The sequence below is a fragment of the Ahrensia sp. R2A130 genome, assembly GCF_000179775.1.
Taxonomy (GTDB): domain Bacteria; phylum Pseudomonadota; class Alphaproteobacteria; order Rhizobiales; family Rhizobiaceae; genus Pseudahrensia.
On the sequence record NZ_AEEB01000022.1, the window covers coordinates 228,526 to 250,559 of the forward strand.

Annotated in this window: 25 protein-coding genes and 1 tRNA gene; 13 read left to right on the forward strand and 13 right to left on the reverse strand. The window is 55.8% G+C overall.

What is annotated here, in order from left to right:
• Nucleotides 1-10: 10 nt before the first annotated feature.
• Nucleotides 11-1,375, reverse strand: coding sequence for an argininosuccinate lyase (argH, locus tag R2A130_RS14455; protein WP_050786188.1), 1,365 nt, complete (start codon nucleotides 1,373-1,375; stop codon nucleotides 11-13).
• 79 nt (nucleotides 1,376-1,454) lie between these two features.
• On the opposite strand from argH, the gene R2A130_RS14460 reads away from it, so the two are divergent.
• Complete coding sequence (locus R2A130_RS14460) at nucleotides 1,455-2,189, forward strand: TlpA disulfide reductase family protein (protein ID WP_009758542.1); 735 nt, start codon at nucleotides 1,455-1,457, stop codon at nucleotides 2,187-2,189.
• Between the two features lie 70 nt (nucleotides 2,190-2,259).
• Nucleotides 2,260-2,463 carry a hypothetical protein gene (locus tag R2A130_RS18555; RefSeq protein ID WP_156798544.1) on the forward strand — a complete coding sequence of 68 codons (204 nt, stop codon included), beginning with the start codon at nucleotides 2,260-2,262 and terminating at the stop codon, nucleotides 2,461-2,463.
• A 3-nt stretch (nucleotides 2,464-2,466) separates the two neighbouring features.
• Here R2A130_RS18555 and merF read toward each other — a convergent pair whose 3' ends face one another.
• Complete coding sequence (gene merF / locus R2A130_RS14465) at nucleotides 2,467-2,670, reverse strand: mercury resistance system transport protein MerF (protein WP_009758544.1); 204 nt, start codon at nucleotides 2,668-2,670, stop codon at nucleotides 2,467-2,469.
• Nucleotides 2,667-3,119, reverse strand: a complete 453-nt coding sequence (gene soxR / locus R2A130_RS14470) for a redox-sensitive transcriptional activator SoxR (RefSeq protein WP_009758545.1) — start codon at nucleotides 3,117-3,119, stop codon at nucleotides 2,667-2,669. Before soxR ends, merF begins: the two co-directional genes overlap by 4 nt.
• 84 nt (nucleotides 3,120-3,203) lie before the next feature.
• On the opposite strand from soxR, the gene R2A130_RS14475 reads away from it, so the two are divergent.
• Nucleotides 3,204-3,593 carry a VOC family protein gene (locus R2A130_RS14475; RefSeq protein ID WP_040306220.1) on the forward strand — a complete coding sequence of 130 codons (390 nt, stop codon included), beginning with the start codon at nucleotides 3,204-3,206 and terminating at the stop codon, nucleotides 3,591-3,593.
• A gap of 20 nt (nucleotides 3,594-3,613) precedes the next feature.
• Here R2A130_RS14475 and R2A130_RS14480 read toward each other — a convergent pair whose 3' ends face one another.
• From R2A130_RS14480 to R2A130_RS14515, 8 genes are all read right to left on the reverse strand, one after another.
• Entirely contained in the window at nucleotides 3,614-4,483 is an 870-nt protein-coding gene (locus R2A130_RS14480) for a 3-hydroxybutyryl-CoA dehydrogenase (RefSeq protein WP_009758547.1), read from the reverse strand.
• 102 nt (nucleotides 4,484-4,585) lie between these two features.
• On the reverse strand, nucleotides 4,586-5,515 hold the full coding sequence (locus R2A130_RS14485) for an electron transfer flavoprotein subunit alpha/FixB family protein (RefSeq protein ID WP_009758548.1): 930 nt from the start codon (nucleotides 5,513-5,515) through the stop codon (nucleotides 4,586-4,588).
• A gap of 51 nt (nucleotides 5,516-5,566) precedes the next feature.
• Entirely contained in the window at nucleotides 5,567-6,316 is a 750-nt protein-coding gene (locus R2A130_RS14490) for an electron transfer flavoprotein subunit beta/FixA family protein (protein ID WP_040306222.1), read from the reverse strand.
• 180 nt (nucleotides 6,317-6,496) lie between these two features.
• Entirely contained in the window at nucleotides 6,497-7,255 is a 759-nt protein-coding gene (locus R2A130_RS14495) for a rhomboid family intramembrane serine protease (protein ID WP_009758550.1), read from the reverse strand.
• A gap of 104 nt (nucleotides 7,256-7,359) precedes the next feature.
• A complete protein-coding gene (locus R2A130_RS14500) occupies nucleotides 7,360-7,935 on the reverse strand; it encodes a cob(I)yrinic acid a,c-diamide adenosyltransferase (protein ID WP_009758551.1) in 576 nt (191 codons plus the stop codon).
• Between the two features lie 242 nt (nucleotides 7,936-8,177).
• Nucleotides 8,178-8,771 (reverse strand): acyloxyacyl hydrolase, encoded by a 594-nt coding sequence (locus tag R2A130_RS17770; protein ID WP_198008760.1) that lies wholly within the window; start codon nucleotides 8,769-8,771, stop codon nucleotides 8,178-8,180.
• Nucleotides 8,772-8,901: 130 nt separating this feature from the next.
• Entirely contained in the window at nucleotides 8,902-9,087 is a 186-nt protein-coding gene (locus tag R2A130_RS14510) for an HIG1 domain-containing protein (RefSeq protein WP_009758553.1), read from the reverse strand.
• A gap of 99 nt (nucleotides 9,088-9,186) precedes the next feature.
• Complete coding sequence (locus R2A130_RS14515) at nucleotides 9,187-10,098, reverse strand: DMT family transporter (protein ID WP_198008761.1); 912 nt, start codon at nucleotides 10,096-10,098, stop codon at nucleotides 9,187-9,189.
• Between the two features lie 151 nt (nucleotides 10,099-10,249).
• Between R2A130_RS14515 and R2A130_RS14520 the strand changes: the two genes are divergently transcribed.
• Entirely contained in the window at nucleotides 10,250-11,206 is a 957-nt protein-coding gene (locus tag R2A130_RS14520; RefSeq protein WP_009758555.1) for an AEC family transporter, read from the forward strand.
• Here the strand turns inward: R2A130_RS14520 and gluQRS are convergent.
• Complete coding sequence (gene gluQRS, locus R2A130_RS14525; protein ID WP_009758556.1) at nucleotides 11,180-12,073, reverse strand: tRNA glutamyl-Q(34) synthetase GluQRS; 894 nt, start codon at nucleotides 12,071-12,073, stop codon at nucleotides 11,180-11,182. The genes R2A130_RS14520 and gluQRS overlap by 27 nt on opposite strands.
• A gap of 48 nt (nucleotides 12,074-12,121) precedes the next feature.
• Between gluQRS and R2A130_RS14530 the strand changes: the two genes are divergently transcribed.
• Together R2A130_RS14530 and R2A130_RS14535 are read left to right on the forward strand one after the other, a co-directional pair.
• On the forward strand, nucleotides 12,122-12,760 hold the full coding sequence (locus R2A130_RS14530) for a DNA-3-methyladenine glycosylase (RefSeq protein ID WP_040306227.1): 639 nt from the start codon (nucleotides 12,122-12,124) through the stop codon (nucleotides 12,758-12,760).
• Nucleotides 12,761-12,904: 144 nt separating this feature from the next.
• Nucleotides 12,905-13,465, forward strand: coding sequence for an HNH endonuclease (locus R2A130_RS14535; protein WP_009758558.1), 561 nt, complete (start codon nucleotides 12,905-12,907; stop codon nucleotides 13,463-13,465).
• Nucleotides 13,466-13,699: 234 nt separating this feature from the next.
• Here the strand turns inward: R2A130_RS14535 and R2A130_RS14540 are convergent, their stop codons facing one another.
• A complete protein-coding gene (locus R2A130_RS14540; protein ID WP_009758559.1) occupies nucleotides 13,700-14,203 on the reverse strand; it encodes a disulfide bond formation protein B in 504 nt (167 codons plus the stop codon).
• Nucleotides 14,204-14,384: 181 nt separating this feature from the next.
• Here R2A130_RS14540 and R2A130_RS14545 point away from each other — a divergent pair.
• From R2A130_RS14545 to R2A130_RS14575, 7 genes are all read left to right on the forward strand, one after another.
• A tRNA-Leu gene (locus tag R2A130_RS14545) sits at nucleotides 14,385-14,469 on the forward strand.
• 187 nt (nucleotides 14,470-14,656) lie between these two features.
• Nucleotides 14,657-15,844: an integrase arm-type DNA-binding domain-containing protein gene (locus tag R2A130_RS14550; RefSeq protein ID WP_009758561.1), complete on the forward strand. Its 1,188-nt coding sequence runs from the start codon at nucleotides 14,657-14,659 to the stop codon at nucleotides 15,842-15,844.
• 33 nt (nucleotides 15,845-15,877) lie between these two features.
• Entirely contained in the window at nucleotides 15,878-16,783 is a 906-nt protein-coding gene (locus R2A130_RS14555) for a hypothetical protein (RefSeq protein WP_009758562.1), read from the forward strand.
• A gap of 134 nt (nucleotides 16,784-16,917) precedes the next feature.
• A complete protein-coding gene (locus R2A130_RS18160; RefSeq protein WP_083804335.1) occupies nucleotides 16,918-17,163 on the forward strand; it encodes an AlpA family transcriptional regulator in 246 nt (81 codons plus the stop codon).
• Nucleotides 17,156-17,581 (forward strand): hypothetical protein, encoded by a 426-nt coding sequence (locus R2A130_RS14565; RefSeq protein ID WP_040306100.1) that lies wholly within the window; start codon nucleotides 17,156-17,158, stop codon nucleotides 17,579-17,581. The genes R2A130_RS18160 and R2A130_RS14565 overlap by 8 nt, the downstream gene beginning before the upstream one ends.
• Nucleotides 17,582-17,630: 49 nt before the next feature.
• Nucleotides 17,631-18,656, forward strand: a complete 1,026-nt coding sequence (gene xerC, locus R2A130_RS14570; RefSeq protein WP_009758563.1) for a tyrosine recombinase XerC — start codon at nucleotides 17,631-17,633, stop codon at nucleotides 18,654-18,656.
• A 64-nt stretch (nucleotides 18,657-18,720) separates the two neighbouring features.
• A complete protein-coding gene (locus R2A130_RS14575; protein ID WP_009758564.1) occupies nucleotides 18,721-21,990 on the forward strand; it encodes a type ISP restriction/modification enzyme in 3,270 nt (1,089 codons plus the stop codon).
• The last annotated feature ends 44 nt before the right edge of the window (nucleotides 21,991-22,034 follow it).

The following is a 22,034-nucleotide window of genomic DNA, read 5'->3' on the forward strand; positions in this document are numbered from 1 at the left end:
GCGAAACCCGTTACAGGCTTTCACGCCAATACGTGATCTGCGCACGTACATTGTCCGGCGCAGTGCCACCGAAACTGGTACGGCTGGCCACAGAGGCATCAACGGTCAACACACCGTAGACGGCATCTGTGATGGCGGCGTTCAAGCCTTGCAGTTCTGCCAGTGGCAGCTCTGCCAATTCGCAGCCCCGCTCTTCCGCCATGGCGACCGCACGACCGGTTACATGGTGGGCATCGCGGAAGGGAATGCCTGCTTCTCGCACCAACCAGTCCGCAAGATCGGTCGCCGTGGAATAGCCGGACCCTGCAGCCGCGCGCATAGCATCGGGCTTCACCGCCATATCGGCGATCATGCCCGCCGTCGCACCAAGGCAGACTTCCAGCGTTTCAGCAGCGTCGAACACGCCTTCTTTGTCTTCCTGCATGTCCTTCGAGTACGTCAGCGGAAGCCCCTTCAACACCGTGAGCAACCCGACCAGCGAACCGGTGATACGGCCAATCTTGCCACGCACCAGTTCAGCAGCATCAGGATTTTTCTTCTGCGGCATGATGGAGGAGCCGGTGGAGAAACGGTCCGACATGCCGACAAAACCGAATTGCGGCGTCGACCAGATGACAAGTTCTTCAGCCAGCCGCGAAAGATGCGTGGCGGTGATCGCGCAGGCGGCGAGATATTCCACCGCGAAATCACGATCGCCCACTGTATCGAGTGAATTGCGCGTCGGTCCGTCGAAGCCCAACGCAGCAGCCGTCTGGTGACGATCAATCGCAAAGCCCGTTCCGGCCAGCGCTGCTGTGCCGAGCGGACAAAGGTTCATCCGCTTTCGGGCATCGGCAAAACGTGAGGCATCCCGAGACAGCATTTCCACATAGGCCAGCAGATGATGGCCAAAGGTTACCGGCTGCGCGGTCTGCAAATGGGTGAAGCCGGGCATCACGGTATCTGCATGGCGTTCAGCCTGGTTCAGCAGCACGCCCATCAATTCGGTGATGAGTTCACCGGCAATATCGCACCGCTCCCGCACCCAGAGCCGGAAATCCAACGCCACCTGATCGTTGCGCGAACGCGCTGTGTGGAGACGGCCAGCAGCGGGGCCGATGAGTTCGGCAAGGCGCGATTCCACATTCATGTGGATGTCTTCCAACGCGGTGGAGAAGGTGAATGTCCCACCTTCGATCTCACCGCGAATGGTTTCCAGACCGCCTGCGATTGCCGCGTGATCTTCTGAAGAAATGATACCGGTATCGCGCAGCATTTCGGCGTGGGCCAAGGAGCCAGCAATATCTTGCGCGTACATCTTCTGGTCGAAGCTGATGGAAGCATTGATGCGCGCCATCAGAGCGTCCGGCCCTTCCGCGAAACGCCCGCCCCACATGGAGTTGGCTTTTTCAGATGAACCCACAGTATTTTGATCGTCATGCGTCACGTCTGCACCTTGCAACCCGTTCTTGGTCATGCCCATTTCCGCTTCGACAGTTGGGCGCATTCGCCCGTTCGATTTCGTGATGATACTTATGGCAGACGACGCTCCAGAACCAGCACCTAACGCGCCCCGCACCCGCAACAGCGGGCGCATCGTAGCGATTGCAGCCATCGGCGCAGTCGTCATCGCAGCCGCGGGTTTTTACGCATGGTCCACGGTCGGTGGCAACACGCAGTCGGCCAGCGCCGGCAACTGCAGCATAAATGCAGAACTCGCCACGAAGTTGGACGCCGCAGCCATCGGCGATGTCGCTGCCTTCGGGACGGTGGACCGCCCCTTCGATGCATCGGCACTGGCCTTCAACAATGCAGACGGCACATCCGCAAAATTGTCAGACCGCAAAGGCAAAACTGTTTTGCTGAACCTTTGGGCCACATGGTGCGCGCCTTGCCGCGCCGAAATGCCCGCGCTGGAAGAGTTGAATGAAACGCTCGGGGGTGAAAATTTCGAGGTCGTACCAATCAGCCTCGATCTAGGCACAGACGAAAAACCCAAACGCTTTTACGAAGAAATGAAACTTGATGGCCTACCATTCCAGCATGATGGCCAGATGGGCGTGCATTCTACCTTCAAAAACGAAGGCCTCGCGCTGGGCCTACCAGTCACTTTCCTGATCGATGGTAACGGTTGCGTTCTAGGCGCATTGAACGGCCCCGCCGAATGGGCAAGCGAAGATGCAAAGCGCTTGATAAAGGCTGCATTGTAACGTTTGCACGTTCGTTAAAATTGTAACGAACGTGCAGAACACCTTCTAACGCCATGGCGCTAGTGTGACGGTGGAAAGCTTCCACGCCGGGCGGGCGAAGGAAAAGACATTGCGCTTGTTCGTTCTCGCCATCGCATTGGCAACCGTCACCGGCTGCACCGTGCCCAATGGCGCACCATACAGTCCGGAACTGATAACCGGCAGCATCGCGCCTGCAGGTCCGTTCGCTGATATTGCACCAACGGTCGAGCCTGATAATTTACCGGATGAGTGATCGCTAACGCTGCCGCAGCCGGAACCCGCCGATCAAAGCCAGCGCGATGAAAAACACCAGCGCTGGAATCATTATGATATCTACATAGATCACAGCCCAAGACACGCCAGCCAATGCAAACAACCAAACCAGCAAAGGCGTAAAGCAGCAGACGGCGGCGATGGCAGCGCCAGTAAGGCCTGTTCGAAACAGTTGTCTGTTCGTCATGAAGTTTCGCTCCTTGAAAGCACGAGGCGCGCACCGGTGCCTGCCGCTCCTTCGCGGTCTTCAGGATTATAAAGATGGCAAGCCTCCAACGACAGGCAGCCGCAGCCGATGCAACCATCCAGCCGGTCACGGAGTCGCGTCATAACCTCTATCCGTCGATCAAGATCGGCACGAAAGATGGTGGACAGCTTAGCCCAGTCAGCTTTCGTCGGCGTGCGCCCCTGTGGCAACCCGTCTAACGCCGCTGCAATCTGCGAGATCGAAAAGCCGAGCTCCTGCGTAATACGGATGAAGGAAAGTCGACGAATATCGGCACGCTCAAAAACTCGTCGTCCACCCATCGAACGATCAGGATGAACTAGTCCTCGCTCTTCGTAAAACCGAATTGCCGAAACGGACAATCCAGTACGAGCCGCGACATCACCGATTTGCAGGGAGCTTTTCGTCATTGAAATATTTCCAAAAACCGCTTGACCTCAACTTAACTTGAGGAAGCACAATGGCGCAAATCAACCTTGCAAATGAGCATCATCATGACCACCGCAACACTGGAACACGTCAACTACACCGTCTCGAATGCAGCCGAGACAGCCCAGACCCTGTGCAAGCTTTTTGGATGGGCAGTACGTTGGGAGGGAGAAGCGATGAACGGTGTGGGCTACACGATTCATGTCGGCAACGAGAGCAGCTACCTCGCGCTGTACGAGCCCAAAGACCAAAGCGGGCGCAACATCGACAGCAGCCACATCACCGCTGGAGGGCTGAACCATGTTGCTGTGGTTGTCGATGATATCGACGCCATGGAAGCGCAGGTGAAAGCCGCGGGCTACCACCCACAAAATCACGGCGACTACGAGCCAGGCCGCCGTTTTTATTTCGACGGCGATGATGGCGTAGAATTCGAGATCGTCAGTTACACCTGAGTTAATAAAGTGCCGGTGCGCTAACGTGTCGGCACGGGTTCTTCGCCCGCATAGTCGTAGAAGCCTTTGCCAGCTTTACGACCAAGCCAACCGGCTTCGACGTATTTCACCAGCAATGGGCAAGGGCGATATTTGGTGTCTGCCAAACCGTCGTGCAGCGTTTGCATGATGGCGAGACAGGTGTCCAAGCCAATGAAATCGGCCAGCGCGAGCGGTCCCATCGGGTGGTTCGCGCCAAGCTTCATAGCTTTATCGATTCCTGCCACGGTGCCAACGCCTTCATAAAGAACGTAAATAGCTTCGTTGATCATGGGGATCAAAACACGGTTGACGATGAAGGCCGGGAAATCTTCAGAAACCGAAACTTCCTTGCCCAGCTTATCGCAAAACGCGCGGGCGGTTTGGAAGGTCGCATCATCGGTGGCGATGCCGCGCACCAGTTCAACAAGCTGCATCACCGGAACAGGGTTCATGAAGTGAACGCCGAGAAAACGCTCTGGACGGTCGGTCACGGCAGCCAAACGGGTGATTGAGATCGACGATGTGTTGGTCGCCAAAATCGCATCAGCATTCAGGTGCGGACAGACGGTCTTGTAGATCGCCTGCTTCACCTTCTCGTTTTCGGTAGCCGCTTCGATGACCATATCGCATTTAACAAGATCTTCGACCTTTGGCGTGGCGCGCAAGCGGTTAAGCGCATCGTGTCGCTCATCGCGGGTGATACGCTCTGAGCCAACCTGACGCGCCATATTTCCAGAAATAGTCGCCATTCCGTTTTCGATGGCTGTCTCATCGATGTCGTGCATGAAAACGTCGTAGCCGGACAGCGCACAAACATGAGCGATACCGCTGCCCATTTGCCCTGCACCAATGATACCGATGGTTTTCATGTTCGTTTCTCCAACGATGGTCAAAATGACTTCGCCCGAACAAAATGTCCGGGCGACGCAATCATGTCAGATCGCGGTTGCCCGCGAAATGGTGTTTGGAAATTACAGCGCTTTTTCAAGCTCCGGCAGAATCTCGAAGAGATCGCCAACGAGGCCGTAGTCGGCAACCTGGAAGATCGGCGCTTCATCGTCCTTGTTGATGGCGACGATGACTTTCGAGTCTTTCATACCGGCCAAATGCTGGATCGCGCCGGAAATACCGGCTGCGATGTAAAGGTTTGGTGCGACGACCTTACCGGTCTGGCCAACCTGCCAGTCGTTGGGGGCGTAGCCCGCATCGACCGCAGCGCGGGATGCGCCGATGGCAGCGCCCAGCTTGTCTGCAACCGGTGTGATGACGCTGTCGAACTTTTCTGCAGAACCGAGCGCACGACCACCGGACAGGATGATCTTGGCGGAGGTCAATTCCGGACGGTCGCTGTCGGAAAGTGCTGCCGACACGAATTCCGACAGGCCCGGATTGGCGGCCGCGTCGATTTTCTCGACGGAGGCAGAACCACCTTCACCGGCAGCGGCGAAAGTCGCGGTGCGCACGGTGACGACTTTGGTTGCGTCATTCGATTTCACAGTCTGGATGGCGTTACCGGCGTAGATCGGGCGTTCGAAAGTGTCGGCGCCCTTCACATCGGTCACATCGGAAATCTGCATCACGTCAAGCAAAGCTGCGACGCGGGGTAGGATGTTCTTGCCGTCCGTGGTGGCGGCAGCAACGATGGCGTCGTAATCACCAGCGATGGAGACGATGAGCGCGGCCATCGGTTCGGCCAACCGATTAGTCAGAAAGTCGGCTTCGCAAAGCAGCACCTTGGCGGCACCGTCGAGCTTTGCAGCAGCGTCAGCCACGGCAGCACAACCGTTACCGGCAACCAGCACATGCACGTCGGACCCCATTGCAGCGGCTGCTGTCATGGCCTTATTGGTCTGGTCGGAGAGAGTTTCGTTGTCGTGTTCAGCGAGAAGAAGAGTGGTCATCTTGTTTGTCCTTAATCGAATTGAAGAGCGGAGGCGTACAGGTAAAACCCGTTACAGCACGCCCGCTTCGTTCTTCAGTTTGGAGACGAGTTCTGCGACGTCTGCGACGATGATACCGGCTTCGCGCTTAGGCGGTTCAACTGTGGTGACGACCTCGATGCGCGGGGAAACATCAACGCCGTAATCAGCAGGTGTTTTCGTATCCATCGGCTTTTTCTTGGCCTTCATGATGTTGGGCAACGAAGCGTAACGCGGCTCGTTCAAGCGAAGGTCGGTGGTCATGATAAGGGGCATATCGACCTTGATCGTCTGCAAGCCGCCATCAACTTCGCGCGTCACGTTGGCGCTATTGCCTTCGATTTCCAGCTTGGAAGCAAAGGTGGCCTGTGCCCAGCCGAGCAATGCAGAAAGCATCTGGCCGGTCTGGTTGGCGTCATCGTCAATGGCCTGCTTGCCCAAGATCACGAGCTGCGGCTGCTCTTCGTCAACGATGCCTTTGAGAATTTTGGCGACGGCCAGCGGCTCGACGATGTCATCATGCTCCACCAGAATGCCACGGTCAGCGCCCATGGCGAGGCCGGTGCGGATGGTCTCAGCAGCCTTCGCAGGACCGATGGAAACAACGATGACTTCCTCAGCTTTACCGGCTTCTTTCAAACGAAGCGCTTCTTCGACGGCGATCTCGTCGAAGGGGTTCATCGACATTTTTACGTTGGCGAGGTCGACGCCGGAGCCGTCTGCCTTCACGCGGATTTTCACATTGTAGTCTACAACCCGTTTGACGGGGACGATGATCTTCATGGGGTAATGCCTCTTGTCGAAGGATGTGCGTGTGGTCCGCGCCATTTGGCGCATTTGGCGGGCAGCCTAGTGCAAGACAGCCCTTATGGGAACGTGGCGGAAGCGCCATCGCGCTATGAATTTGCGCCACAACAATAGATACGTTTGGCCCTGCCTGATTGGCAAATTCTTACGTTAACGTCAATTGCTCTTTGCAACAGCGCCCCGGCCCCATCGTGGTGGTTCGACCTTCGGCGGCAGATCGGCGTCTTCCTTCAGTACAACAGCTCCGGGCACAATGACCTCACGGTCGAACAGCGGCACAGCCCAGCGCTTCAAAATGGGCGTTAAAACGATCCCGGTCAGCCCGCCGCCAACATGGGCTGCCCAGGAAATCTCGCCGTCGCTGGACATGACATACATCCACACCTGCATACCTAGCCAGAAACCTAAAACTGTCCATGCAGGCAGACGCAGCGGAATACGCGCAGCGAACAGAACCCAAACCCAGACCTTGGGATGCAGCATCAAATAGGCGGCAATAATACCGGCCGCTGCACCAGAAGCACCGATGAGTGCCGCGTCAGATGCGGGGAAAGAAAAGGCGTGAAACCACGAGCCTGCAAAGGCGCATAGCAGATAGAAGATCGCGAATTTGAAATGGCCCATCGCGTCTTCAACATTGTCGCCGAACACCCAGATGAACAGCATGTTGCCGCCCAGATGCCAGATATCAGCATGCAGAAACGCACCGGTTATCGCGGTCACCCAATAGAAGTCGTCAGGCACCACCGCGTATTGCGCCGGAAGCGTCTTCAAGTCGTTGATGACTGAAGGCACATGGCCGAATGCAATGGTGGCAAAATTGGTGCCGTAATGATCCGGCCAGCCAATTAGACCAATGAGATAGATACCGACATTGAGCGCAATAATCGTCAGCGTGACCCATTGCAGGCGCACGTGCTTGAGCTTCTTGCCGTCGTGGAGCGGAATGAAAATGGCGCGATCCCCTAGTGCACTTATGGCACTTAACTAGGCAGAGACCTTAGCGGTTCTCGTGTAATTTATCTATTCTCTCCGGGCACCCACAAGATGTCAGCCTTGCCACCATCGTTCACATGACGGGCGGCCACGAACAGAAAATCACTGACGCGGTTCATGTAACGGATGCAATGCGGGTTCACATGCTCGCCCGGAGTTTCCCCCAAATGCACAATGAGACGTTCTGCGCGACGCGCGACGGTGCGGGAAACGTGCAGCGCGGCAGCAGCGGGAGAGCCGCCGGGTAGAATGAACGAACGCAACGGATCAAGATCAGCGTTCAGCTTGTCGATATCCTGCTCGATGCGCGTGACCTGCGATTCGATCATCCGCAGCGGTTCGTATTCCAGCTTTTCGCCAGTGTCGGGCGTGGCGAGATCGGCACCGAGATCGAAGAGATCATTCTGGATGCGGGACAGCATACCATCAATATCGGTATCCGCAGTGTGAAGGCGAACCATGCCGAGTGTCGCGTTGGTTTCATCCACCGTGCCGTAGCTTTCAACACGAAGGTCGAACTTCAAGCGGCGCTCGCCTGTGCCCAAGGCTGTGGTGCCGTCGTCACCGGTTTTTGTGTAAATTTTGTTCAGAACGACCATGATGTATTTTCCGCGCGGAAGAGAAGACTTGGTTTCTCAAACGCGGTGCTGCAGCGCAAGGCCATGCGACACGGCGTCTATTCACGAGTTTGGATGGCAAGCTCGGTTTTGAAGCGGGCAAAGTTCAAATGTCAGAGCTAGCGACAGCGAGCAAAGAGCGAGCCGGGCGGCCAACCCGCGCTAACGCAGCGAAGCCCGACAGCGTGAGTGCAAAAAATCGCTCGCTACGCGGGCGTGAGAATTTAGAATTTATAACCGATTCGGGCAGAGATGTTCGACAGACCGCGGTTTTGATCGTCGAAGACTTCAGCGTGGGAGAGATGCTCTAGCTGAATGAGCGCCGTGATATTTTCGGTCACGTTTACGCCCAGCGCAATGGATTCGCGGAAGGTAATAGCTGAACCCAAACCGGCCCGCGTAGCTGATGGGCGCTCTTCGCCATTGTTGAGGGCGAGGCCAAAGCCGCCTTCAAGAAACAGAGCTTCTGTCAGGCCAAATTGCCACGTCAGACCGGCATAGCCGTAGCTTGTGCCGTCATCGTCGAAATTCACCATGCCACCAAGGTGGGCGCGTGGATTCATGATGCTGTAGAGAAAACCTTCAGTCTCGCCATCAGCAACACCGAACAGGTCGATATTGATAGGACGGAACAGAAGTTCGGCGTTGATACCAAACTGATCGTCTTCAGCGTGGTTCGCGTCCAGCCAGTCAGGCTGGGCCCAAGTGCCACCGAAGCGGGCTTCATCAAGACCAAAATCATTGGCCGATGCAGGTGCTGCGAAAGCTGCGGTGCTGATCAGCAGAGCTGCAATTGCGCTTTTGGTGAAAGTCATCATGGCATCCGCACTTGAATTGGACAGGTAACACATTGGCCCCTGCCCGGGCCGGCGTCACGTTCCTGCCACGTTTCGCAAAGCGTGGGCGATTCCACAAGCACAACCCGCCACGTGGGTTAAGGCCGCACTTCTATCGTGACAAATACACAACAACCACGATTGCGAAGATAACCAGCCCCTGCGCCATGACACGCATGCGCATCAGCTTTTGCGAGGTGTTGCCAGGGCCGTTTTGCAGCATGTTCCAAAGGCCGCGCAGCAGGATAAGGCCAACAATGGCGCAACCCACCAGAAGAAGAATTTGTCCGTATTCCATGGGCTTGCCTTTATCTCACCATTTGCTTCGGCGGGTGTTTGGCACCTGCACCGTATGAACACAACGCGGCATCTGCGCCGCAGTTGTGGGTGAATCGCGCTAAGTGCGAACACGCGGCGGTGATGCAGCGCGGGCACCAAGCGCAACGCCCACGGCACACAGTGCCATGCCCACCAACTGTATTGGCGTCAGAGCTTCGTCGAACAGCAACCACGCCATAAAGGCAGCGACAGCGGGCACAGCGTAGAGCAGAGTAGAAACCTTCGCCACCGACCCGCGATTGATGAGCCACATAAGCAGGAACACCGCACCGAAGGACAGCACAAAGATCGACCATACCAGCGCCACGATCATCTCGCCGCTCCACTTGACCTCGCGAGTTTCCGTGAACGCCATGAGCAAGGCGACCGGTATCGTGGCGCCTGCATATTGCAGCGCAGTGGCAACCCGTAAGTCGACCCCACCAGCAAAACGCTTTTGCCCCAATGTCCCCAGAGTCGCGGCCACCATACCGATGGCGCAGGCTGCAACCGTTGCGACAGTGATGCCAGGTGCAGACAGATCAAGGCCAGGCGACAAAACCAGAACCACGCCAGCGATACCAACGGCAAGACCCAACCAGTGCCGCCTCGTAATGACTTCACCCAACAGAAAGCCGGATAGCACCGCCGTCAACAGCGGTTGCAACCCCACTACGACAGCCGCAACACCAGCCGACATACCGCCATCAATCGCCCAGAAGACCCCGCCGAGATAGATGCCGTGCAACGCAAAGCCGATAGCCACGCACCACAGTATCGTCGCTCGGTCCGGCCACTTGGCCCGCATTGCAAAGGCCAGCGCCAACAACAACAGACAGGCAATGGAAAAGCGGATCGTTAGAAACGTGCCCGGTTCACTGTAAGGCATGCCCAAACGCGCGCCCACGAACCCGGTGCCCCACAGCCACACGAAGACGATAGGGGCGAATGCTGCCATTCGGTCGGTGGAGTTTTGAGAGGTGGAAGACATGAAAGGCGCGACAGGTTTAGCAAAAACCAGCGCACCATCTGCCTCACCCACCAATCTGCCAAGCCCTCATCGCGCTTCTCACAGATGAGGTGATTCAAGCGGTGACGAGTTTATTCGTGACGGGGCCAGCACCCTCGGCTAGCAAGTTGATATGGGTTCCATCGCCACCATCGTCATTCCGGTCTTCTGCCTCATCGCGCTCGGCTTTGCCGCCGTGCGGTCCGGCTATTTGAAACCCGCTGTGGGCGAAGGCGTGACCGATTTCGTAATAAAATTCGCCATACCTATTTTGTTGATAAAATCGCTGGCGACGGCAGAATTTTCCGGTGACCTGCCATGGACCATGGTTGCGGTCTATTTCGGCGCGATCCTCGCTGCATGGATACCGGCATCCATCCTCATCCATCTGGTGTGGAAGCGCGACATGCGGGCCTCCAGCATCGCTGGCGTTGCAGCGTCGTTCTCCAATCTCGTTCTGCTCGGCATTCCGCTTATCCAACTCGCCTACGGCCAGCCCGGCCTGCAGGTCCTGTTCGTGTTGCTGTCGGTTCATCTCATTTTCATGATGACCGCTTCCAGTTTCGCCATGGAATGGGCGGTGCGCGCTGACGGTATGGACGCCACCGCAATGCGCCCGCTGACCGTGATGAAATCACTAGCGCACAACCTCGCGGTGAACCCCATCATTGTCGGCATCGTCACCGGCGTCGTCATCCGCGTGTCCGGCCTGCCTCTGCCGGGTTTCGTATTGGAAGTGTTGGATCTCGTCTCACTTTGCACCGGACCGCTGGCGTTGATCGCGCTGGGCATGGGATTGGTGAAATACGGATTTCGAGGCAACCTGCCGCCCGCCGCTGCGCTCACATTTCTGTCGCTCATCGTCATGCCCGCAACCGTCGTCGCGCTACAACAAGTGGTGCAGATGCCGGTGCTCTGGTTTCAGGTTGCGCTGCTCGGCGCATCCTGCCCCACGGGTGTGAACGCCTATCTGATCGCCAGCTATTTCCGCACCGGCGAGGGCTTGGCAACAAACACCATCGTCATGGCGCTGATGGGCTCGATCATCACAATACCGTTCTGGCTATGGGTGGGCGCGCAGGCGGTCTAGTTGCTGGCGAATTCCGTCAGGAGTGACCCCACTTTCGCGCAAAGCAGCCAGACTGGTCGAACCATCGGACTTCGATAGTTTCCTGCCGTCATCCCCCAGCACCAACCCATGGTGATGGTAAAGCGGCACTGGCAGACCAAGTAGATGTTGCAGCAGCCGGTGCACACCCGTCGCGGCGCGCAAATCTTCACCACGAACGACATGGGTAATGCCCTGCGCCGCGTCATCAACCGTGACCGAAAGATGATAACTCGTCGGCACATCCGCCCGTGCCAACACCACGTCGCCCCACCTTTCCGGCTGCGCTTCTATGGCGGTTCCTGCATCACTGGGATTGGCCAACTCGGTCCAGACCAATCGCCCTGCCCACGCAACCGCCTTCGCCATATCCAGCCGCCAGACAACTCGTTTGCCGAGATCGATCTGCGCCTGTCGCTCTTCTTCTTTCCAACTCCGTTCATCACCAGGATAGTGCGGTGAGCCATCTGGATCGCGCGGCCAGTCTGGCTTTCCGGCTACCGCCTGCTTGATCTCACCACGCGACATGAAGCTCGCATAGACCAACCCGATATCCTGCAACCGCTCCAGCGCTTTTTGATATGCAGCAAATCGCTGCGACTGCGGCTCCACCTCACCATCGAATGTCACGCCCAGCCAATGAAGATCACCACGCATGCCATCGGCCAATGAAGGCGTGCATCGCGTGGTGTCGATGTCTTCCATCCGCAACAGCAATTGACTTTCCTGGTCGCGGCCAAGCGCATCCGCCCAATCTCGGTTCACCAGCGCAGAATGCGCATGGCCCAAATGCAGCGCGCCATTAGGGCTGGGGGCAAAACGAAAAAGTGGCGAAACAGGCTGATCCATAGCAACGTGATAGCGACCGCAGCGTTTTTAGCAAAAGCAGGCAGTGAATTGAACCAGCCGATAGACAGTGATGAAAGCCTGGCAGAGGCGCTTGCCGCTCTCGCAATTCACGATCCGTCACTGGCTCCGATGATCGCAGACCTGTCTCCGCTTCCGCTACGAAAACAAACTGCGGATTTCGCTGGCCTCGTCCGCATCGTCACCGGCCAACAAGTGTCACGCGCCAGCGCCGAAGCCATCTGGGTGCGGCTCATCGGAATCTATCCTGCGCCTTCACCGCAAACCGTCCTCGATGGTGCCGAACCACCGCTGGTCGAAGCTGGACTATCACGGCCCAAACAGAAAACCGTACTCGCCCTTGCACGCGCCTGCATCGACGGATTCGATCCCGCTGCAACAGCAATTCTGCCCGCGGAAGACGCCATGGCTGCCCTCACCGCCCTACACGGCATCGGTCCGTGGAGCGCGCAGGTCTTTCTGCTGTTCTGTGCCGGGCACCGCGACATCTTCCCCGCTGGAGACATCGCCCTTCAACACGCGGTACAGGACCACCTCGGCCTGCCCGACCGCCCCGATGCCAAGGCGCTGACTGCTATCGCCCAACGCTGGCAACCCCACCGCAGCGCCGCCGCCCGCCTGTTCTATGCCCGTTACGCCAGGCTTAGGCGTGGCGCTTTGCCCGTCTAGCGCAAGCCAAAACCAGCCTCAAAACAAATGGTGGAATGCGGCATTCATGCGCCTTCACATTCCTGTCGCAACGGTCCTACACTCGCTTCGACATTATTAATTTACGCGGCCTGGCACGCCCGAATTTTTTGAAGGAGCCAATCGGTGACGATTGCCGTCAATCCGGAAATGCACCCCGCACTGGTGCTGAACGCAGATTACCGCCCGCTGTCCTATTATCCGCTCTCGCTTTGGTCTTGGCAGGACGCCATCAAGGCCGTCTTTCTCGACCGTGTGAACATCGTGTCGGAATACGATGCTGCCGTGTCGTCCCCATCCTTCCAGATGAAACTGCCCTCCGTCGTGTCCTTGAAGCAATACATCCAGCCCCAGCGAAACCCGGCCTTCACCCGCTTCAACCTGTTCCTGCGCGACGGGTTCACATGCCAATATTGCGGTGTCGAAGAAAAAGACCTCACCTTCGATCACCTCATCCCCCGCTCGCTCGGCGGACAAACAACGTGGGAAAACATCATCACCGCCTGCTCACCGTGCAATCTGCGCAAAGGTGGCAAGCTGGCGAAAGATGCTGGCATGACACCCAACCGCAAGCCGTGGGTGCCGACGGTTCACGACCTGCATAACGCAGGTCGCAAATTCCCGCCCAACCACCTACACGAAAGCTGGATGGATTATTTGTATTGGGACGCGCCGCTCGAGCCGTAGGCGAGATCAAAGGTGGAGCCGTAGGCTTCCAAAGGCTTTTGGTTTGCGCTCGCGCAGCCTGCTTCGCAGGCGCTCCGCGGCGGCGGCGAATTATCGCCGGGCGGGCTTACCCGCCTTAATACGGGCGCACCGGAAAGAGGAGTGTTTGCTGCATTTCGATAGTTTGGTTGCTGTTCTATAAATTGATCTGAGCTGCGTGTGTCTCGCGACAGCGAACAGAACCCACTCTTCACACTAGACCGGCTTACCGAACAGGCCCTTTGCTGCGACAGCCGCAAGACCAGCAGCAGCAACTACATTCCAGCCTGCAAAGCTCAGTCCGAGAAACCGCCCTGCCGCATCATCACAACGCGGCGGTTTGGCGTTGGACAGGCTGTCCAGCAGGCTGCCCGCATCGCTACTCGTACCGGTGATTCCTGCACCGCAAGTCGCTGGCACCTCGAAAAATCCCCATTCGACACCTGAGTGATAAAAACCCAGCGCGCCGGTCGCCAGCAAACACACCAAACCAATAGTCAACGCCCCACGCGGCACGCTGGCAGGCAAACGCGACCATTGGCCGATGATGCCCAACGCAAGAAATGGAATCCCTAAATAGTAGGGAGTGCGTTGCTCCAGACACAGCGCACACGGCGCATAGCCACCGATATGCTCAAAGGCCAAGGCTCCCCCCACCACAGCAACCATTCCCGCAAGCACGACCATCATGGCCGCAGCCTGCGAAGGACCAGCGGTCATCGGCCTTTCGGCCCAGCGAAATGCGAGGGTTTGCATGTTCAATTCTACCGGTGGAAATGGTGGCGTCGTCGCTTCCTACACCAAGCCGCCGTGGCAACAACATGGCCGTTGCAAATTGACCATCGAACCGGTTGCATAACCCGCCCCGAATACTATATCTCCGCCCGCATACACCCGGTTCGCCCCCCTGGCGGAATTGGTAGACGCGCGGGATTCAAAATCCCGTTCCTAACGGAGTGCCGGTTCGATTCCGGCGGGGGGCACCACCAAGCTATCCAATCAAATCCTGTAAAAGCCGACAAACCCATGATACACATGGGCTTGCGGCTCTACATTGTCCGATAGTATCCGAAGCAGTCTGGGGGTATCCAGCCGCTTTGGGGGTACAATCGGGGGTAAGGCCAAAACTCTCTGGGGGTATGATACCCCCATTTGAAAGGGCAGTACCCCCAGATGGCACTCACCGACGCGCGAATTCGCAATCTGAAACCACGCGAAAAGCCGTTCAAGACGGCGGACTATGACGGCCTCTACGTTCTCACCAATCCCAATGGCTCGAAGCTCTGGCGGCTAAAGTACCGTTTCATGGACAAAGAGCGCTTGCTGACGCTGGGAAAGTACCCGTCTGTGAGTTTGGCAGATGCCCGCCAGGCACGGGACGACGCAAGAGAACGGTTAGCCCAAGGGCAAGACCCCAACGATACGAAGCGCCAAAAGACCCTTGCGGCAAAGATCAGCCATGGAAATTCGTTTTCGAAGATTGCCGAACAATACATGGCGAAAATCATCAAAGAAGGCAGAGCAGAATCGACACTCGCCAAGATCGATTGGCTTATGGATATGGCAAATGCCGATCTAGGCTCGAAGCCCATTACCGAGATCACTTCACCGATGGTTTTGCATACCCTGAAGAAGGTAGAGACCAAGGGAAACTATGAGACTGCAAAACGTCTGCGCTCCCAAATTGGAGCAGTCTTTCGTTTCGCGATTGCCAATGCCCTAGCTGAAAACGATCCAACATTTGCTCTTCGTGACGCGCTAGTGAACGTCAAAGCCACACCTAGAGCGGCAATTTTGGACAAAGCAGTTCTCGGTGGGCTTATGCGCTCTATCGACGGTTTTGATGGTCAAACGACAACTCGCCTAGGGATGGAACTGCTAGCAATTGTCGTTACTCGCCCGGGCGAATTGCGACATGCGCGGTGGGAGGAATTCGATTTCGACCAAGCAGTTTGGGCAGTTCCTGCACCACGCATGAAAATGCGCAAACCTCACTTTGTACCGTTGCCAGCTAGAGCACTGGAAATCCTTGAAGAGCTTCGAATGCTAAACGGCTGGGGCCAACTGGTTCTCCCGTCAATCAAATCAAGCATTCGCCCCATGAGCGAAAACACCATGAACGCCGCGTTACGACGCATGGGCTACGGCGGCGATGAAATGACCTCACACGGCTTTCGGGCCACGTTCTCAACAATCGCCAACGAAAGCGGTCTGTGGAACCCTGATGCTATCGAGAAAGCACTGGCTCACGTCGAAGCCAACAAGGTGCGCGGCGCATATGCGCGGGGGCAGTATTGGGATGAAAGAGTCAGGATGGCCAACTGGTGGTCTGGCTTGCTCTCAGATTTGAGGACACAATGAATACGTCCAGACTTAAGCGCCCCGAGAAACAGAATGACCGAACAAGAACAAAAGGACGCGATAATTGAAAGAGTTTTCGGCGAAACGCTCGATTGGGAAAAACCAACGCGAATAAATAGCCCATCTCCATTTTACGATGACGCGTTTGTCACGCACGCGTCTAACATCAAATTCGTCTTAGGTGCCGCAAACACGGCACTTTCTGCACTAAGCTCACCTGAATTAAGCCAAGTATATGCATACTTGTTTCGCGGTGGGTTTGATTTTCAGGTTTCATCCAAAGCCGATGCGGCTCGGTGCGAAGTCTTTGACTTACGAAAAGAACTGAGCCAACCGCCGGAATGGTATGCGGGTGGATTTGGAGTTGCTGGACATGAAGCTGATTTCGAATATTGGGCGAAGATGGAGGGTTGGGGATTGACCCAAGCAACTTGCCTATCGATCGGCGTCGAGCCTGAAGATTTCAGCGAGAGCCCCTATGCGGAAAGGATGGACCCTAGGGCATTAAAGTTCTTTGAGCGCCGACAAGAACTGGTTCGCCTCAAATTTTTCAGAAAGCAATTTTCCTTACAAGTCCTCGAGCCGGTAGCACCGCTCGATTTTTGCCGCTGGGCAATTGAGAAGAAGATCGAAATCCCTGATGAAATGATTTCAGAAGTTTTAGCGTTATTGAATGCAAAGACCGATAGTCCTGAACCGACTTCGCACTCACTGCCCGAAAAATCTCTTGAAGGACGAGAGCGAGATAGCCTGCTTAAGTTGATTATCATCTTGGCTGTAGATGGCTACGGATACGATCCGAAGGCAGTAAAAAGCCCGATTCCGAATCAAATCCGAAGTGCCATGCAGTTGAATGGGTTAGACATGGACCCAGCCACAATTCGCAAGTGGTTGCGAGAAGCGGCAGCTATTCTCCCAGAGGCCGCTAAGGACGAATAACTCAGGCTAAGAGTGCAGCTTTGGCCGAATAAGTCTGTAAATTTCTATTCGGCTTAGCCCATCACCATTCGTCCACCCATCCTATCGGACCTGCCAAATGTTCTTCGACCACTATCGGTCCGGAGAACATAAACATGCATACCCCCAGCGGTACCCCCGCCCCCCAAATTGATACCCCCAGCTTTCCAAATACGGGCTTAGTTCGGCTTGCGCACATATTAGCCCCGCGCGGCCCGATCCCAGTTTCCAAATCAACCTGGTGGCAGGGCGTAAAGGATGGGCGTTTTCCCCAGCCCCACAAACTAGGCCCCCGAACGACCGTCTGGCGCGCAGAAGACATTCGGGCGTTGTTCACAACGGCGGACGATCATCATGCCTAAGCGAGCCAACGCGCGCGCAGTCAAGTCGATGCGGACCTACACAATTGAGGAAGCAGCGGAACTGTTGAGCGTTTCAATTGTCACAGTGAGAAGCTGGGAAGCGCGTGGATTGCATCTGATCAAGGATCAACGACCCTACTTGATCGTGGGCTCTGTCCTGAAAGAGTTTCTGCTGAACGAAGCCGCTTCCCGCAAACGTCCCTTGGCTGAAGGCCAATTCTACTGCGCGCCCTGTAGGCAACCTGTGAAGCCTATGGGCGACATGGCGGACTACGTGCCAACGACGGCGATGAGAGGGCAGTTGGCGGGTCTATGTGCCGACTGTGAAAGACCAGTCCAGCTCTTCGTCAACCAAGCCAAATTGATTGAATACGAGGCGGTTCTGGATGTCGCCGTACGGCGCGCTGAGTGCCCCTAAACGATACCAGCAATCCCCCCTAAAACTATCACTTCGAAAGGATCGGTAGATGATGCGCAAAATCAACGACGAGAATGAACGGATCAAACGTCGCCACGGCATTTGGTTGAGAGAGGCAAAAGGGCAAGACAACACATCTGTCGAAAAGGCTCTTTCCGCCATTCTCCGCTTTGAGGAAAGCACCAAATCCAAGAACTTCAAAGCCTTCCACATTGACCAAGCAACCGGGTTCAAATCGTTCTTGGCAAAGTCGAAGAACCAGCGCACCGGCAATCCATTAAGCAAGGCGACAATCGACAGCACGCTCCGCTGTGTGAAGACGTTCTTCAAATGGCTGGCAGACAAGCCCGGCTACACTTCCCGGATCAAACATGCGGATTGCGAGTATTTTAACAACAACATGAAGGACGCACGTGCAGCTCACACCAAGCGCGACATTCCATATCCCACGATGGAACAGGCAAGGCACGCCTTTAGCCTCATGCCGAGCGAAACCATTTTCGATCAGCGCAACAGGGCGATCTTCGCTTTCCTGATGCTAACGGGCGCGCGAGACGGTGCCATCGCGACCTTGAGGCTCAAGCATATCGATCTTGTTTCCGGTTCGGTTTTTCAGGATGGCCGCGACGTTGACACCAAGAACTCGAAAACCATCACGACCACGTTTCTTCCCTTTGATCGTGCCTATTACGACTGTTTTGAAAGTTGGGTGAACAAGCTGCGCCATGACAATTTGTTTGGCCACGACGATGTTTTATTTCCAAAGCCCGCCATGGGTTTAGGCGAAAGCGGCGGGTTTGCCGTCTTGGGCCTATCCCGCGAGTGCTATGCAAGCGGAGCAAAGATCTGCAGCATCATCAAAAATGCCTTCACCAGTGCAGGATTGCCAGCTTTTGGCCCCCATAGCTTCCGAAAAACTTTGATCATGTTTGGAGACAAACATTGCAAGGACCGCGAGTCGTTCAAGGCTTGGTCCGTGAACATTGGACACACCAGCGTCGTGACGTCGGTCGGTTCCTACATGCCGGTCTCTCCTGAACGGCAGGCTGAGATTATTCGCGGGATGCGACCCTGACATTTGGTCTTTCAATTTCCTCACCTAGCTGACTATTTGAACTGTCAGCTAAGGATATCGATTTATGACGATTGCGGAATTTGTCGCCGAAGTTCAGCGCCTGCATGAGCAGGGCCACGCCACAGAACACTCCTACCGACGAGCGCTGGGGGAATTGTTCGATTCTATCACTGCTGATGTGTCCACGGTCAACGAACCAAGCCAAGGCAAAAGCGGGCGACCGGATTTCGTTTTCCTGCGCCAGCAGGAGGATGGAACAGCGATAACCACCGGCCATTGCGAGGCCAAGGATATTGGACTGGATATCTCGCCACGCGGCATGAAGGGGACCAACAAGGACCAATTCGACCGCTACAGTCGCGCGTTGCCCAATTTGATTTACACCAATTGTCTGGACTGGCGTTTCTACCGCCACGACAAAGACGGCAAGCCGCAACTGGTGGGCGAGATCACTATCGCTGACATGCTTATGGGTATCCAACCGAAGCCGGATCAGTTCGCACCGTTATGGAATCTGCTTCGCGACTTTGTGGCCGAGCGAATGCAGACCATCACCTCTGCGGAGCGCCTAGCGCAGATGATGGCCGGAAAGGCCCTGCTGACCCGCGACGTGTTGCTAAAGGCGCTGGAGGCGGATGCTGAGTTGACCACCGAACTGGCCGGTCAATTCAGCGCCTTCAAAAGCCAGCTCATTCACGATCTAGATATCGAACAATTTGCCGATATCTATGCTGAAACTATCGCCTACGGAATGTTCGCTGCGCGGCTGCACGACGACACGAAAGCCACATTTTCACGCAGCGAAGCGTTGACGTTGCTGCCAAAATCCAACCCGTTCCTACGAAAGCTATTCGAATTCGTAGCAGGGCCAAGCCTGAACCCGGCGCTGGCCATCACCGTTGACGAACTGGCCGAAATTTTCCAGGCCACCGATCTGGAAAAGCTGTTTGAGAATTTCGGTTCATTCACACAGCGCAACGACCCATTCATCCATTTCTACGAAACCTTTCTTGCTGCGTACAATCCGGCGAAACGGAAGGCGCGTGGTGTGTGGTACACGCCGGAACCTGTGGTGAATTTCATCGTGCGTGCTGTCGATGATGTGTTGAAGGAAGAATTCGGCCTTCAAGACGGACTGGCCGATACGTCAAAGGTTTCCGTGGATTGGGATACCGGCAATGAAATTACCGTAAAACGCAAGAACCAGAAGACTGGCAAGATGGCCGATGTCCGGGTTCCAGAGATCGTCAAAAAAGACGTTCATCGCGTCCAGATTCTTGACCCCGCAGCGGGCACGGGCACATTCCTTGCCGAGGTCATCAAGCAGATAGCGCCGCGCATCAAACAAACTGGCGGGGCCACCTGGAACCGCTATGTGGAAGAGCACCTCATCCCGCGCCTGCACGGGTTCGAGTTGCTCATGGCAAGCTACGCAATGTGCCACATGAAACTGGACATGATGTTGTCCGATCTCGACTACAAACCCACCGCCACACCGCCGCGCCTGAACGTCTATCTGACCAACACGCTGGAAGAGGGCGAGCGCGAGGTGCCGGACCTGCTGATGGCCCGCTGGCTGTCGGAAGAGGCCCGCGCCGCCAACGACGTGAAGAACCAGACCCCCATCATGTGCGTCATCGGCAACCCGCCCTATTCGGGCGAAAGCTCCAACAAGGGCAAAGGGTTCGAATGGATTACCGACCTGATGGACGCCTACAAGAAGGAACCGGGCGGCAAGGAAAAACTGAAAGAGCGCAACCCAAAATGGATCAATGACGACTACGTCAAATTCATCCGCTTTGCCGAACACATGATCGAGAAGACGGGCGAAGGCGTGCTGGGCTTCATCACCAACCACGGCTATCTCGACAACCCGACCTTCCGGGGAATGCGCTGGCACCTGCTGAACACCTTCGACAAGATTTGGGTGATCGACCTGCACGGAAGTTCAAAGAAGAAAGAGGTTTCGCCGGACGGGTCGGCCGATACGAATGTCTTCGATATAATGCCGGGCGTCGCAATGATAATTGCAGTCAAACGTCAGAACAGACCAAAAGCCAAATCGGTTCTTCGAAGCGATCTCTGGGGTACCAGAAAATCAAAGTATGACAGTCTTAAGCGCAGCGGACTCAAGTCGCTTAAGCCCACTACTTTGGACCCCCGTGCACCATGGTTCAGTCTCACACAGTTTGATCACGAACTGAACGAGACTTACCAAAAGGGTTTTTCGTTACCCAATTTGTTTTCTTCTAATGTACTGGGATTTCAAACTCACCGAGATGGTTTTGCAATCGCTGAAACTTTGAAAGAACTAAATTCTCGAATTGAAGATCTTTCAAATAAAAATCTCACCGACGCTACTCTAAGGGAAAAATATAAGGTTCGAGACAACAGAGATTGGAACCTGTCGCAAGCCCGAGAACGGTTAGCTCAATATGAGAAACCAAACGATTTTGTTTCCCTTTGCGACTATCGACCATTCGACACGCGCTATTGCTTTCTGGATGAAGTCACGATGGACTACCCACGAACAGAAATTGTGAAGAACTTTCTAGGTTTAGACAATCTGGCTCTTACTGTATCGAGGCAGCAATCAACGGTTGGCTTCCGTCATGCGTTTACAGCGAAATATCCTGCAAACGACTGCTTTGTTTCGACAAAAAGCCGCGAGGCGAACCAAGTTTTCCCCCTCTACCTCTATCCCGACGAGCCCGAACTCGACCAAACCCGGCGCGTGAACTTCGATCCGAAAATCCGCGCAGAGATCGAGAAGGCCGCGACGTCTGATGGTGGGGACGTGCCGGATGAGGTGGCGATCTTCGATTATATCTACGGCGTGCTGCACTGCCCCGCCTATCGCGAAACCTATGCGGAATTTCTCAAGATAGATTTCCCGCGCATTCTCTATCCCGCCTCACCGGAAACCTTCGCCGATATTTCCGCCAAGGGCACGCAGTTGCGCCGGTTGCACCTGATGGAAGAGGCCGCAATCGGTGATACGCCCTTCCCCTTCGAGGGCGAGGCACCGGACGGTGAAGACGGCAGCGTGGCCAAGCCGCAGTTCGTGGAAACGGGGAAAGGGACAGGTCTCGTGGCCATCAACGGCACCGCATCATCGCCGGGCCAGCATTTCCAAAACGTGCCGAAAATCGCGTGGGAGTTCTTCATCGGCGGCTACCAACCAGCGCAAAAATGGCTGAAGGACCGAAAGGGTCGCACCCTGTCCTTCGACGATATCCGTCACTACCAGAAGATCATCAAAATCCTGTCGGAGACCGACCGCATCATGAAAACTATAGAAATGGAATTTGAGAGCTCAGAAGTCAGCGGTTGAAAGGCACCCAAAATACGTTTTGGGGGTATAATTGGGGGTACCTT